The sequence below is a fragment of the Streptomyces colwelliae genome (assembly GCF_048158785.1).
Lineage (GTDB): Bacteria > Actinomycetota > Actinomycetes > Streptomycetales > Streptomycetaceae > Streptomyces.
The window spans coordinates 1-12,828 of record NZ_JBLTJC010000303.1 but is presented as its reverse complement, the minus strand read 5'-3'; the positions used below and the strand labels follow the sequence as shown (position 1 = coordinate 12,828).

11 protein-coding genes are annotated in these 12,828 nt (G+C 72.0%); 6 read left to right on the top strand and 5 right to left on the bottom strand.

Going from position 1 to position 12,828, the window contains the following annotated elements:
• Positions 1-144 precede the first annotated feature (144 nt).
• The gene (locus ACNFOC_RS40425; RefSeq protein ID WP_416964001.1) at positions 145-423 is read left to right on the top strand and encodes a hypothetical protein; all 279 of its coding nucleotides are present in this window, start codon (positions 145-147) and stop codon (positions 421-423) included.
• A 218-nt stretch (positions 424-641) separates the two neighbouring features.
• Positions 642-2,258, top strand: a complete 1,617-nt coding sequence (locus ACNFOC_RS40420; RefSeq protein WP_416963999.1) for a hypothetical protein — start codon at positions 642-644, stop codon at positions 2,256-2,258.
• 162 nt (positions 2,259-2,420) lie between these two features.
• Here the strand turns inward: ACNFOC_RS40420 and ACNFOC_RS40415 are convergent, their stop codons facing one another.
• Together ACNFOC_RS40415 and ACNFOC_RS40410 are read right to left on the bottom strand one after the other, a co-directional pair.
• Positions 2,421-3,941 (bottom strand): hypothetical protein, encoded by a 1,521-nt coding sequence (locus tag ACNFOC_RS40415; RefSeq protein WP_416963998.1) that lies wholly within the window; start codon positions 3,939-3,941, stop codon positions 2,421-2,423.
• A 234-nt stretch (positions 3,942-4,175) separates the two neighbouring features.
• Positions 4,176-4,913, bottom strand: coding sequence for a dienelactone hydrolase family protein (locus tag ACNFOC_RS40410; protein WP_416964002.1), 738 nt, complete (start codon positions 4,911-4,913; stop codon positions 4,176-4,178).
• A gap of 522 nt (positions 4,914-5,435) precedes the next feature.
• On the opposite strand from ACNFOC_RS40410, the gene rsgA reads away from it, so the two are divergent.
• From rsgA to ACNFOC_RS40395, 3 genes are all read left to right on the top strand, one after another.
• Positions 5,436-6,527: a ribosome small subunit-dependent GTPase A gene (gene rsgA / locus ACNFOC_RS40405; protein WP_416963997.1), complete on the top strand. Its 1,092-nt coding sequence runs from the start codon at positions 5,436-5,438 to the stop codon at positions 6,525-6,527.
• Between the two features lie 143 nt (positions 6,528-6,670).
• Positions 6,671-8,095 carry a DNA-3-methyladenine glycosylase 2 family protein gene (locus ACNFOC_RS40400; RefSeq protein WP_416963996.1) on the top strand — a complete coding sequence of 475 codons (1,425 nt, stop codon included), beginning with the start codon at positions 6,671-6,673 and terminating at the stop codon, positions 8,093-8,095.
• A complete protein-coding gene (locus ACNFOC_RS40395; RefSeq protein ID WP_416963994.1) occupies positions 8,092-8,601 on the top strand; it encodes a methylated-DNA--[protein]-cysteine S-methyltransferase in 510 nt (169 codons plus the stop codon). The genes ACNFOC_RS40400 and ACNFOC_RS40395 overlap by 4 nt, the downstream gene beginning before the upstream one ends.
• A gap of 1 nt (position 8,602) precedes the next feature.
• On the opposite strand, the gene ACNFOC_RS40390 is transcribed toward ACNFOC_RS40395, so the two are convergent.
• Positions 8,603-8,974 (bottom strand): PPOX class F420-dependent oxidoreductase, encoded by a 372-nt coding sequence (locus tag ACNFOC_RS40390; RefSeq protein WP_416963993.1) that lies wholly within the window; start codon positions 8,972-8,974, stop codon positions 8,603-8,605.
• A 182-nt stretch (positions 8,975-9,156) separates the two neighbouring features.
• On the opposite strand from ACNFOC_RS40390, the gene ACNFOC_RS40385 reads away from it, so the two are divergent.
• Positions 9,157-10,365 carry an SGNH/GDSL hydrolase family protein gene (locus tag ACNFOC_RS40385; RefSeq protein ID WP_416963992.1) on the top strand — a complete coding sequence of 403 codons (1,209 nt, stop codon included), beginning with the start codon at positions 9,157-9,159 and terminating at the stop codon, positions 10,363-10,365.
• A 3-nt stretch (positions 10,366-10,368) separates the two neighbouring features.
• Here the strand turns inward: ACNFOC_RS40385 and ACNFOC_RS40380 are convergent, their stop codons facing one another.
• Entirely contained in the window at positions 10,369-10,851 is a 483-nt protein-coding gene (locus ACNFOC_RS40380) for a DUF456 domain-containing protein (RefSeq protein ID WP_416963990.1), read from the bottom strand.
• A gap of 36 nt (positions 10,852-10,887) precedes the next feature.
• Complete coding sequence (locus ACNFOC_RS40375) at positions 10,888-11,868, bottom strand: helix-turn-helix transcriptional regulator (RefSeq protein ID WP_416963989.1); 981 nt, start codon at positions 11,866-11,868, stop codon at positions 10,888-10,890.
• Between the last annotated feature and the right edge of the window lie 960 nt (positions 11,869-12,828).

Sequence of the window (12,828 nt, the reverse complement as noted above, 5' to 3'; positions counted from 1 at the left end):
GTCCATGGGGGCAGAGTCGGGGGCAGACTTGCCGGGCGACACGGAGCATGGACCAGGCAGCCCGCAGCGTGTGGTTCCGCCGGACCGCCGCGTGCGGATTGGCGTCCCCGGTGTCAGGCCCCGTTGCGACGGCGGCGCAGGGCGATGAAGCCCAGCGTGCCGGTTCCGGCCGAGATGAGGGTCGTCGCGGTCACGGTGGTCGCCGAGACCGTGCTGCTCCCGGTCTTGGCCAGCTGGGTGGTCGTTCCGGAGGTTGTCCCGGAAGTCGTTCCGGAGGACGTGGCCGCGACAGTGGCCGCCACGATCGAACACCCCGAACCTCCGCTGCGGCTACCGGCCGGCGCACCCGCCGAACGGGCCCTGCGAGCACGCAAGGAGGCTCCCGATGACGAGCCCTTCCTGCTGGCCGGGATCAACTGGTAGGCGGCACGGGGGAGTCGCGGGGGGAGTTACGTAATAGGAGGGGGATGATCACCTCAACTCCCGGGCCGGGAGCGCCCGTTCGGTTCTCGCCCCCGCTCCGGAGCGAACCGAACCCTCCCTCCAGGGCGAACCCTCCCTCCAGAGCAAAAGCGAAGCGGCTTCGGCCCGCCACCGCGCGGGTACGTACAGGGCGACGTTGCTCGGGGGCGGGGAGAGGTGTGCGGGCAGAGGATCTGACTCCGGTCGAGCGACGGGTTCGGGACGCGTTCTCGCGCGGCGAGAAACTGGACCTGCGGGTCGGTGATCCGGCGGACGACGAGCCGGCGAACAGCGACAGTTGGGGGCCCGAGCGCGTGGTCAGGGGCGCCGCACTCACCTGGCTGCTGCTCGACGGGGCCGTCGCCGAGCCGGGCCATGTGCCCGCACTGCGTCTGGACGGTGCGCGCATAGACGGATCGCTGGAACTCGACTACGCCGAGATCCCGTACCGCGTCACCATGGACGGTTGCGACTTCCGGGGCAGAGTCACCCTCTACAGCGCGCGCACCAGGCAGTTCAGCCTGAAGCGCTGCCGTCTCGTCCGGTTCTACGCCGCCAACGCGTCGGTGGACGGCAATCTCCGGGTGCACCACTGCCGGTTGGACGGCTTGCTGAAGCTGGACGGCACGCACATCACCGGCACCCTCGACCTCGACGGGACCCGGCTGACCAACGCCGACGGCCCCGCCCTGACCGCCGACCGGGTCCAGGTCGACGACCACATGTGGATGCGGCACGGTTTCACCGCCGAGGGCGGGGTGATCCTGCGGGGTGCTCACGTCGGCGGTGACATCGACTTACGCGACGCCCGGCTGTCGAACCCCGCGGGCGTGGCACTGGAGGCCGCGCGGATGTCCGTCGGATGCGACATCCTGTGCGACCGGATGGAATCCGTGGGCGAAGTCGACCTGCCGGGCAGCAGAGTCGGCGGAATCGTTCGCTTCTGGGGTGCGCGGCTGCACAACCCGGGCCGCAAAGCGATCTACGGCAACTTCCTGGAGGTCGGCACGAGCCTGCACCTCAACAACGGCTTCACCGCGGAAGGAACCATCGAACTGGCCGGGGTCAGGGTCACCGGACGCATCAGCTTCCTGAACGCACTGCTCATGGCGCCCGACAGCGCGGCCCTGGTCCTGGGACATGCCCAGGCGGGGGAGATGGACCTGCGGATGGCACGGCGGCCGCAGGGTCTGGTCGACCTCCGCCACGCGGTGCTGGGCAGCATCCTGGACGCCGAGCAGAGCTGGCCCGAGGAACTGAAACTCGACGGCCTGCGCTACGACCGCTTCGAGACCCCGCTGCCGCCGAGACAGCGCGCACGCTGGCTGCTGCGCGACAGCTCCGGCTACGCACCGCAGCCCTTCGAGCAACTGGCCCTCGCCTACCGCACGTTGGGCCACGAGGACGACGCGCGCACCGTATCGCTGCTCAAGGAGCGCCGCCGCCGCACAGCCCTGCCGTGGTACGCCCGGATCTGGGGAGCGGTCCAGGACATCACGGTCGGCTACGGCTACCGCCCCATGCGCGCCGGCCTCTGGCTGTTGGCCCTGCTGGCGCTCGGCTCCGCCGTCTTCGCGGTACGGCAGCCCACCCGCACCGCGGCCACTGGTACCGAGGTCTTCAACCCGGTGATCTTCACCCTCGACCACCTGCTCCCCGTCATCGGCCTGGGACAAGGAACGGCGTTCACCCCCACCCCCGACACACAGTGGATCGGCCACCTGCTCACCGCCTCCGGATGGATCCTCGCGACAACCATCCTCACCGGCGTCACCCGTTCCCTCAACCGGCGGTAGGCGGTGGTCAGTTGGCGCAGACAGCAGACAGCAGACAGCAGACAGCAGACAGCAGACAGCAGACCGCAGGGCACATGCCGCAGACCGCAGGGCACATGCCGCAGGGTTCACGGGGTGACGTGAGCAACGCCGCCCGATGCGATCCGCACGGCCTCGTCGGATTCAGCGGCCGCCCTGCGTTCGCGACCTCCGTGCCGCCAGGAACACCAGCGCGCCGCCCGCCACCAGCAGGACGGCGGTGCCCGCCCGTAGCAGGACTCCGTCCGTGCCCGTGGCGGCGAGCCCGCCGCCGGTCGTCGTCCCGCCGCTGGTTCCCGCCCCGGAGCCGGACGGGCTCGCGGTGGGCGTGGCCGACGGGGACGCGGAGGCGCTGGGCGACGGGCTGGACGTCGCGGAGCCGGTGGCCTTCACCGTGATCGCCGCGGTGTCGTTCGACGCGTCGTCGTCACGGTTGGGATACTCAGGGTTCTCCACCGCCCGCACGCTGCCCCGCGCGCCGGGGACGACCTTGTCGATCCGCACCGTGAACTCCTGGGTCACGGAGTCGCCCGGCCGGAAGTCCGTGCTGGCGATGTCGCAGGTGTAGCTCTTCGCGCCGGCCTTGCCCGGTGTGCAGTTCCACAGTGGCCCGGGGTCGCCCTGCTCGCCGGGGCCGGGGGCGCCGGTGATGGTGGTGCCGGCCGGCGGGGTCACCACGAACGTGCCGGAGTTGTCGGCGTCCATCCACCGGAAGCCCATCCGGCCCGGCCCGTTGTTCCGCACGCCCACGGTGATGCTGACCGTCTTGCCGACCTTGCCCTCGACGGTGTCGGCGAGCGCCTGGTAGTCGGCGTGCTGGGTGGTGGCGAAGGTGCCGTACCCGGAGCCGGTGAATCCGGAGCCGGAGGCGACGGACTTCAGGCCGAGCGGCGTGCCTGTGCCGGTCCCGGGGAAGTCGGACGGGTCGAAGGAGTCGGGCGCGGAGCCGCCGACCGGCCACACGACGTAGGTGTTGTAGCCGTACATCGTGTCCTTGGCGGCGGTGTAGCGCAGCGGCGCGTCCGTCTCGTAGGCCGCGCCGGGCGCGACCGGGGTGTCGAACCGGCACCAGGCGCCGACGTCGGGCCGGTCCGAGTAGTGGCAGTTGGAGTGGTCACGGGCGAGAGAGACGCCGTCCGAGTCCTGCACCCACAGCATGACGCCCTTGTCGGCGGGGGCTGCGCCGGTGTCGGCGAAGGCCGGGGTGCGCTCGAAGACGGCGCCGGGCGCGATGCCCTTCAGCGCCGGGTAGGGCCGGGCGACGAGCTTGGGCCCGCCGACCAGGACGTCCGTCTTCCCCGTCACGGTGGCCGCGTCGGAGGCGGTGGCGGTGTAGGTGATGGCACCGGTGTCGCCCGCCTTGGCGGCCGCGGTGGGCTTCAGGAAGAACGGGTCGATCGACTCCCCGCCCGACAGCGGGCCCACGTCGCACCTCACCTTCAGGGTGCCGGTGTTCACGCAGTCCCCCGTGACCACCATCGTCGCCTTCCCGGCGAGGGAGGACGCGTCGACCGCGACCGAGACGTCATGGGCGTCCCCGCCCGAGGCGGTGATGCCGAGGTCCAGGTTCGGGCCCTCGCCCTCGGTGGGGAGGTAGTAGTTCTCCTGGGTGTCCAGGACGAGCGTCGTTCCGGCGGCGTGCGCGGCCGGGGTCGCGATCGCCATGACGGCGGTCGCGAAAGCGGCGGCTGCCGCTGTCCGCCATGTTCTACGTATCGTCAGCACGCTACGTGGACACGCCAGAACACCGGAAGGTTGCGCCCGAGCGTCCGTCAGCTGACGGACGGGTTGTGCTCTGGGAACCTCCAGAGCACCCGGACCAGCGACAGCCGACGGCCAGGAGTTGAGGCGTCCCAGGCATGACGCCGGCCAAGCCTGGGGCCGGCGTGTTCGCCTGGGTCATGCCCCCAGATCCTCCGTCGCGGGCAGGCACTCGGCGAGCAGGTCGACGACGTCGCGCCAGGCTCGCCGCGCGTGCTGCGGGTGGTGGCCGACGCCGGGGACCGTGGGGTGGTCGACCGGCGGATGGTGGAAGGCGTGCAGGGCGCCGCCGTAGACCGCGAGGCGCCAGTCGACGCCCGCGGACTGCATCTCGGCGGTGAACGCGTTCCGTTGCGCGGGCGGCATGATCGGGTCCTCCGAGCCGACACCGGCCCACACCGGGCAGCGAATGCGCGCCGCCTCGCCCGGTCGGCCCGTGGTCAGTGCGTTGACTGTGCCGATCGCGCGCAGGTCGACGCCGTCGCGCCCGAGTTCCAGCCCGACAGCGCCCCCGGTGCCGTAGCCGACGACGGCGATCCGGTCGGGGTCTGTCCGCGGTTCGGCGCGCAACACGTCGAGCGCCGCATGGCCGATGCTCCGCATCCGGTCGGGATCGGCGAGCAGTGGCAGGCAACGGGCCAGCATCTCCTCGGGGTCGCTCAAATAGCGCCCGCCGTGGAGATCGAAGGCCAGCGCTATGTATCCCAGCTCGGCGAGAGCATCGGCCCGGCGGCGCTCGACGTCGCTGAGCCCCATGCCCTCTGGTCCCAGCAGCACCGCGGGCCGGCGGTCGACACCGGCCGGGAGCGCGAGGTGCCCGATCATCGTCAGACCGTCGGCCGGGTACTCGACCGTACGCGTCGTCATCGTCGTCATCGTCGACATGAGGCTGGACTGTAGTGATCGTCGAGCCTGGTCCGGCCGCTGTTCTGCCGCTGGCAGAGCAGCGCGGACATCCCCCTGAAATGCGGACATCCCCCTGAGATGGTGGGTTCTCAGCGTGGATCGGCTGCCCACGCGCCATCGTTGGACGGATTGCCCAGATCTTGGTCACGCCCGCTGGTGTGCTGACCGCGACGGTTCAGACGGTTCAGTGGCACGGACGCGGGCCGCCGGGGTCTCCGGGAAGACGTGACCGTGTCGCGTCATGGATACGCGGTAATTCGCTGGCGTCACGGCCCGCGCACCTTCTAGGGTCGGTGCTGTTCGAGCGGCAATCACGCGTTGCCGCCGGTGACTTGGCTTGTGCTGTGGGAGGTGTGACCGATGGCTGTCTCTGTGCTGGGCGCTGCCCGCCTTCAGAAGTGCATCAAGTCCACCTCCGTGGCCACCGGCTGACCTTCCTCTTCCACCGCGCCCGAGTGCGCGCGCCGGGGCCGCCCTTGTGAAGGGTCTCCCTTGACTTCCAGTTCTGCTTTTCTCGCGCTCGCCCGCTACGGCTGGGACGACGCATGGGCGGACGAGTTCGCCCGCCACGACGCCGAAGGACTGCTGCCCGGCCGGGTGATCCGGGTCGACCGCGGGCAGTGCGACGTCGTCACCGCCGACGGCACGCTGCGCGCCGACACCGCGTTCGTCACCCCGAACGACCCGTTGCGCGTCGTGTGCACCGGTGACTGGGTCGCCGTCGAACCCGACGGCAACCCGCGTTACGTACGGACGTATCTGCCGCGCCGTACCGCCTTCGTGCGCTCCACCTCCTCCAAGCGGTCCGAGGGGCAGATCCTCGCGGCCAATGTCGACCACGCGATCGTGGCCGTACCGCTGACCGGGGACCTCGACCTCGGCCGTATCGAACGGTTTCTCGCGCTCGCGTGGGAGTCCGGTGCCCGGCCCGTGGTCGTGCTGACCAAGGCCGATCTCGTGCCGGACGCGGTGACGTTGTCGTATCTCGTCAAGGACGTGGAGACGACGGCGCCGGGCGTGCCGGTGCTGGCCGTCAGCGCCGAGACCGGGGACGGGATCGACGTGCTCGCGGCGGTCGCCGCCGGTGGTACGTCCGTGCTGCTCGGGCAGTCCGGTGCGGGCAAGTCGACGCTCGCGAACGCGCTGATCGGCAGGGATGCGATGGAGGTGCAGGCCACGCGTGACGTCGACGGCAAGGGCCGTCATACGACCACCACGCGCAACCTGCTCACCCTGCCCGGCGGCGGGGTACTGATCGACACCCCCGGACTGCGCGGCGTCGGGCTGTGGGACGCGGAGACCGGGGTCGGACAGGTCTTCGCCGAGATCGAGGAACTGGCCGGACGGTGCCGCTTCCACGACTGCGCCCACATCGCCGAACCGGGCTGCGCGGTCCTCGCCGCCCTCGACTCCGGCGAACTCCCCGAACGCCGGCTCGACAGCTACCGCAAGCTCATGCGCGAGAACCAGCGGATCGTCGCCAAGACCGACGCCCGGGCCCGCGCCGAACTGCGTCGCGACTGGAAGCGGAGGGGAGCGGAGGGCAAGGCGGCGATGGAGGCGAAGCGAGGGCGCTGGGCTTAGGGGCGCTGGGCCTAAGGGCCTAAGGGCCCAAGGGCCTTAGCCGCGTCGCCTGTCGACGGTCCGACCCAGCCCGGTGCCGGGTGAACGCCCCGTCCGATTTCCGCCAGCCCCACCCCCGGGGATGGCGGAGACTGGACAGCGTGATGGACGAAGACACCAGGTACGAGGCCGTGCGGAGCCGGGATGCCCGGTTCGACGGGGAGTTCTTCTTCGGGGTCGCCACGACCGGGATCTACTGCCGGCCCAGTTGCCCGGCGGTGACGCCCAAGCGGCGCAACGTGCGGTTCTTCGCGACGGCCGCCGCCGCGCAGGGCTCGGGGTTCCGGGCCTGCCGGCGGTGCCGTCCGGACGCCGTGCCGGGCTCGGCCGAGTGGAACGCGCGCGCCGACGTCGTGGGCCGGGCCATGCGGCTGATCGGCGACGGCGTGGTGGACCGCGAGGGCGTCGCCGGGCTCGCCGTACGGCTGGGATACAGCGCGCGGCAGGTCCAGCGGCAGCTCACCGCCGAACTCGGCGCCGGGCCGGTCGCCCTCGCCCGGGCCCAACGGGCGCACACCGCACGGGTGTTGGTGCAGACCACCGATCTGCCGATCACGGACGTGGCGTTCGCCGCCGGGTTCGCCAGCGTGCGTCAGTTCAACGACACGATCCGCGCCGTGTACGCGTCGACGCCGAGCGAGCTGCGGACGGCCAAGGCGCCCCACGCCCCGAAGGCGCCGGCGAAGGGGACCGGACCGTCCGCCGGCATCCCGTTGCGGCTCGCGCACCGGGGCCCGTACCAGTCCGCCGCCGTCTTCGACCTGCTCGCACACGAGGCCGTCCCCGGCATCGAGGAGATCGTCGGCACCCCCGGCCGCCGTACCTACCGGCGCACCCTCCGCCTGCCCTACGGGACCGGAATCGCCGCCGTCGACGAACGCCCCGGCGCCCTCAAGGCCGCGTCCCCGGCCCACCCCGGCGGCTGGCTCGACGCGCGCCTGCACCTCACCGACCACCGTGACCTGACCACCGCCGTCCAGCGACTGCGACGGCTCTTCGATCTCGACGCCGACCCCTACGCCGTCGACGAACGGCTCGGCGCCGACCCCCGGCTCGCCCCACTCGTCGCCGCCCGGCCGGGCCTGCGTTCACCGGGCGCCGCGGACCCGGAGGAACTCGCCGTACGGGCACTGGTCGGTACGGCGGAGGCCGAGCGCCTGGTGCGGCGCTACGGCAAGACGCTGGACGCCCCGTCCGGCGGCCTCACCCATCTCTTCCCCGAGCCGTCCGCACTGGTCGAGGCCGCACCCGGCACCCCCTTGGCCGCCCTCGCCACCGCCCTGACCGACGGCACCGTACGTCTCGACGCCGGCGCCGACCGCGACGACGCGGGGCAGGCCCTGCTCGCGCTGCCCGGCATGGACGCCGCCACCGTCGCCGTCATCCGCACCCGCGCCCTCGGCGACCCCGATGTCGCCCCGCCCCGCGTCGACGTTCCGGACGCCTGGCGCCCCTGGCGTTCGTATGCCGTACAGCACCTAGAACTCGTACAACGCCTGCGCACAGCAGGGGAGTTGGAGTCCAAATGACCGTCCCGAGCCCAGTCCCTGACAGCACCCGCTGGGCGAGCTTCGACAGCCCTCTGGGTCAACTCCTCCTCACAGCCGACGAGTTCGGCGCCCTCACCTCCCTCTCCGTGCCCGGCCAGAAGGGCGGCCGTACCGTCCAGCCCCAGTGGCGGCAGGACCCCGGTCCCTTCCGTGCCGCCGGCGAACAGCTCGCCGCCTACTTCGCCGGTGAACTCAAGGAATTCCAGCTGGAGTTCCACACCTCCGGCACCGACTTCCGTGAGCGCGTGTGGACCGCCCTCGACTCCGTCCCGTACGGCGCGACGACGACGTACGGCGAGATCGCCGCGCGGATCGGAGCGTCCCGGGCCGCCGTCCGGGCCGTGGGCGGGGCGATCGGCGCCAACCCGTTGCTGGTCGTCCGGCCCTGCCATCGGGTGATCGGCGCCGACGGGTCCCTCACGGGTTATGCGGGCGGGCTCGAACGCAAGGTCCAACTCCTCACCCTGGAGGACGCGTTGGGCTGAGTCAGTCGGTCTCCAGGCCCCAGCTGTGGATCCGCCGCGGATGGATATGGATCACCTCCTCACTCATGTGCGGCCCCAACTCGTGCGGGCCGACGAGGAGTTCGGCCTCGCCGCGGATGTCGATACCGCGTACCTTCCACGGCTTGACGCTGACGATGTCGTCCACGACCAGCGCGACCTTGGGGTTCTTCCGCAGGTTGCGCCATTTTTTAGTACGCCCCATCGCATAGCCGCCGACCAGGATCGTCCCGTCGCCCTGCGGGAAGAAACCGACGGGGTTCGCCTGCGGCTGGCCCTGGGGGTCGACGGTGGCGAGGCGTCCCAGCCGCTGAGAGGCGAGGTACGCGCGTTCGGCCTCGGTGAATTCGGTCATGACCGCAGCCAAACACGCCTGCCCGCCGCGCGCATCGGCCTCCGGTCCCAGACCGTCTTCCGCCCTGCGTCGTACGCCGGACAGGGGACGCGGGGCCCGGCGCCGGTGATGCTCCGCCGTCCGCCCCTTCCGGCGTGCCACGGTCGCCTTCCTTGTGGCCGGCGGGAAGAGGCGGAGCGCTCATGGTCGGGGCCGGACGGGTCGGCGTGGCACTGCTGGTGTTCGTGCTGGGAGCGGGAGTTGGGGAGGGCACGGCGACGGCCGAGGGCCCGGTCGGTGGAGCGGCGGACATCTGGACCGGCACCTGGGAGGCCGCCCCCTCCGGCACCGCCCCGGCCCGGCCCGGTGCCTCCTTCCGCAACGTCGTCCACCTCAGCGTCGGCGGCAGCGCCACCCGCGTCCGGCTCACCAACCGGCTCGGCACCGCGCCCCTCCGCCTCGACGCGGTGACCGTCGCCCTGCGGGAGGCGGGACCGGACGCCGTGCCCGGTTCGATGTGGGCCGCCACCTTCGCCGGCGCCCGGACGGTCACGATCCCTGCGGGCCAGGACCTCGTCAGCGATCCCGTCCCGCTCGCCGTACCCGACGAAGCGGACCTGCTCGTCACGGTGCACACGCCCGACGACTCCGGCCCGGCGACCTACCACCGCGCGGCCGGACAGACCAACTACCGTGCCCCGCAAGGGAATCGGACCGCCGATGTCGACGGTTCCGCGTACACGACGACCACCACCTCCTGGTACTACGTCACCGGCGTCGACGTCCTCGACGCCCCCGCGGCCGGCAGTGTCGTCGCCCTCGGCGACTCCCTCACCGACGGCAACGGCTCCACCCGCGACGCCAACCACCGCTGGCCCGACCGGCTCGCCGAACGCCTCGGTACCCTGCCCCCGTACCGCCGCCTCGGTGTCCTCAACGCCGGTATCTCCGGCAACCGGCTGCTGCGCGACGACGTAGGACCGAATGCCCTGTCCCGCCTCGACGCCGATGCCCTGTCGCGGTCCGGTGTGCGGGTGCTGATCGTCCTCGAAGGCATCAACGACATCAAAGGCACCCCGAACGCCACCGACCCCGGCGCCTTCGAGAGCGCCTACCGCACCCTCGTGAGCCGCGCCCACGCGAACGGCATCCGCGTCATCGGCGCGACCCTCACGCCGTACGGCGGCGCCGGTGGCTACACGGCGGCCAGGGAGGCCGTACGGCAGAAGGTCAACGTCTTCATCCGCGGCGGCGGGCCCTTCGACGGGGTGGTCGACTTCGACGCCGCCGTCCGGGACCCGGAGCAGCCGGAGCGGATCCGGCCCGGTTACGACTGCGGCGACCACCTGCACTTCAACGACGCGGGCATGCGGGCGCTCGCCGACACGGTCGACCTGACCATGCTCGGCTGAGGGTCAGCCCCAGATCACCGCGCCCAGCCACGCCCCCATGATCAGCAGGCAGGTGAACAGTTCGGTCAGCACGCTGGAGCCGCCCGAGCGCATCGCCGTACGGAGCGCCGCCATGGCCTCGCCGTGGCGGCCCAGGCGCAGGCGTTCGTGGAGGTAGATCCCGGCCATGAAGCCGGGGATCGCGCCGAGCACGGGGATCAGGACGAAGCCGAGGAACGCGCCCGCTCCGGCGTACACGCCCATTCGGGGGGTCGCGCCGCTCGCGCGCAGCCGGCGGGGCGGCAGGGCCCAGCGGACCACCTGGGAGAGGAAGAGGACGACCGTGGCGCCCACGAGGACGCCCCAGGACACCGGCTGCGGGTCCTTCAGCGCCCACCACAGGACCGCGGCCCACACCAGCCACGACCCCGGCACTCCGGGCACCAAGACTCCGCACAGGCCGAGCAGGATGACGACGCCGACCAGGAGGAGTTCACCCACTCCCATCTGCCCAGCCTGCGGGATCCCGGACGAAACCGCAGGTCAGCTACGCGCCACCCAGCCCCGGTCGTAGGCATGCCAGCCCAGTTGCAGCCGGGTCGTGACGCCGGTCAGCTCCATCAGCCGCTTCACCCGGCGCTGGACCGTCCTCAGGCCCAGATCGAGCTGTTTCGCGACGCGGGCGTCGGTCATCCCGGCCAGCAGCAGGGACAGCACCTCCAGGTCGGCGTCGTCGGGGCCGTCCGGGTCTTGCTCGGTGGCGCCGGACGCGCCCAGGCGCAGCGGGAGGGCGTCCCGCCACACCGACTCGAAGAGTCCGCAGAGCAGCTCCAGCAGGCCGCTCGCGTGCACGACGAGCGCGGCGGGCTCCGCGGTGTGCGAGGTCAGCGGCACCATCGCGAGGGTCCGGTCGGCGACGACCAGCTTGGTCGGCACCTTGTCGACCACCCGGACCTGTTCGTCGCGGCCGAGCGCGGCGGTGAGTTCGGTGATGCCGTCCGGCTGGTCGAGTACGGCGCGTTCGAGGACGACCCGGTAGCGGACCCCGCGGCCGGCGGCCTGCTCCTCCGCGTCGTTCTCCATGCCGGTGACGGCGACCGGGGTCCCGGTGACCAGCGCGCAGACCTCCTCGGTCGCGCCGAGCTGGAGCTGGAGGAAACGCTGGGTGACCGCCGCCGCGCCGATCACCACCTCCACCAGGTCGTGTACGGCGGGTTCGGCGGCGGTGGCCCGGTACTCCTCGGCGAGCAGCGCGGCGGCGAGTTCCGCCTTCTCCAGTTCGTGGCGTTGCTGGGTGAGCAGCGCGCCGAGGGCGACCCCGGGCGGGGCGGCGACCCAGCGGCCGGGGCGAGCCGAGGACTGGGCCGCGAGTCCGTGCTGTTCGAGGTGGCGGAGGGTGCGCTCGGTGTCGTACTCCCCGATGGTCAGCCGGCGGGCGAGATCGGGTATGTCCGCGGCGCCGACGGACACCAGTGCCCGGTACGCCGTCTCGTGTGCCTCGTCCAGGCCTATCGCTGCCAGCATCAGGTGCCGCCCCTCCCCGAAGACCCCGTCGCGTCCTGCGCGCCGTGGCGGAAAACAGCCACGGCGCAAAACCGCCTCGGCACATCATCGCCGTACCACCCGCCCCTCTGCCAAGGTTGCGCCACAGCGGCATCAACTGGCGCCCGTAATGCCGGTATTGGGCCTTCTTGGTCTGCGGGTTCGCGCACGGTGGTCATGGGGGAGACACGCGCGAATCACAGGGGAACTTCAGGGAAGCCGGTCACACTCGGGGCCGGGTGGGCCGAACCCGCAACGGGATTCGGTCACTTGGAACGTGACCCGGACCCATGTCGTGCGCCGGCACGCAGGGGAGTCGGGGCCGGGTCACCCAGTCGTCGCCGGGCGGTTCTCCCGTGGGGGGTGGGACCGTCCGGCGGCCCTGTGTCGCCGTGTGTCGCCCGGTGGCGGACGGGCGTTCGGAACGTCGTCCGACACGCCGTTCGAGGAGGGGCGCGCACCCGATTTTCCGGACGCCCCGTTTCCAACTGGCCCGTGCGGTGGACAATTAGGGGCATGAGCCAGCAGGGGGGAACGCCGACCGGTCACGAGGACGACTGGTGGAGCCAGCTGTACGACGACACCGCGGAGGACACGGGGCCCTCGGCCGCGGCCGACTCCGTCGACGACCGGTTCGCTTCGGCGGCGGGGACAGTGGGGGTGCCTGTGCCTCCGGCGGATGAGCGGGAGCGTCCAGTGGGCCCGGGTGTCCCGGGGCCCCGGGCGGGAGCCCAGCCCAACTCCGAGCCGCCTGCTGATACGGGTTCCGCTTCCCCACGGGGTGGTTGGGAGCCAGCGGCTACGGCACCTTCGGGGGCGGCGGCGGTTCCGCCAGGACCCCCGTTCCGGGGACCGGCGGACGCACCAGGCACTTCTGCTCCCACCGCATCACAGGTGCCGGTCGATGGGCCGGCGTCGGGTGGGGTTCGGGACGGTGGTGGG

Bases quoted from the DNA above. Each gene is read 5' to 3' on its own strand.
- ACNFOC_RS40425 (WP_416964001.1), top strand. From the start codon at position 145: ATGAAGCCCAGCGTGCCGGTTCCGGCCGAGATGAGGGTCGTCGCGGTC.
- ACNFOC_RS40375 (WP_416963989.1), bottom strand. From the start codon at position 11,868: ATGCTGGCAGCGATAGGCCTGGACGAGGCACACGAGACGGCGTACCGG.
- ACNFOC_RS40390 (WP_416963993.1), bottom strand. From the start codon at position 8,974: ATGACCGAATTCACCGAGGCCGAACGCGCGTACCTCGCCTCTCAGCGG.
- ACNFOC_RS40380 (WP_416963990.1), bottom strand. From the start codon at position 10,851: ATGGGAGTGGGTGAACTCCTCCTGGTCGGCGTCGTCATCCTGCTCGGC.
- ACNFOC_RS40415 (WP_416963998.1), bottom strand. From the start codon at position 3,941: ATGGCGATCGCGACCCCGGCCGCGCACGCCGCCGGAACGACGCTCGTC.
- ACNFOC_RS40395 (WP_416963994.1), top strand. From the start codon at position 8,092: ATGACCGTCCCGAGCCCAGTCCCTGACAGCACCCGCTGGGCGAGCTTC.
- ACNFOC_RS40385 (WP_416963992.1), top strand. From the start codon at position 9,157: ATGGTCGGGGCCGGACGGGTCGGCGTGGCACTGCTGGTGTTCGTGCTG.
- ACNFOC_RS40410 (WP_416964002.1), bottom strand. From the start codon at position 4,913: ATGACGACGATGACGACGCGTACGGTCGAGTACCCGGCCGACGGTCTG.
- ACNFOC_RS40400 (WP_416963996.1), top strand. From the start codon at position 6,671: ATGGACGAAGACACCAGGTACGAGGCCGTGCGGAGCCGGGATGCCCGG.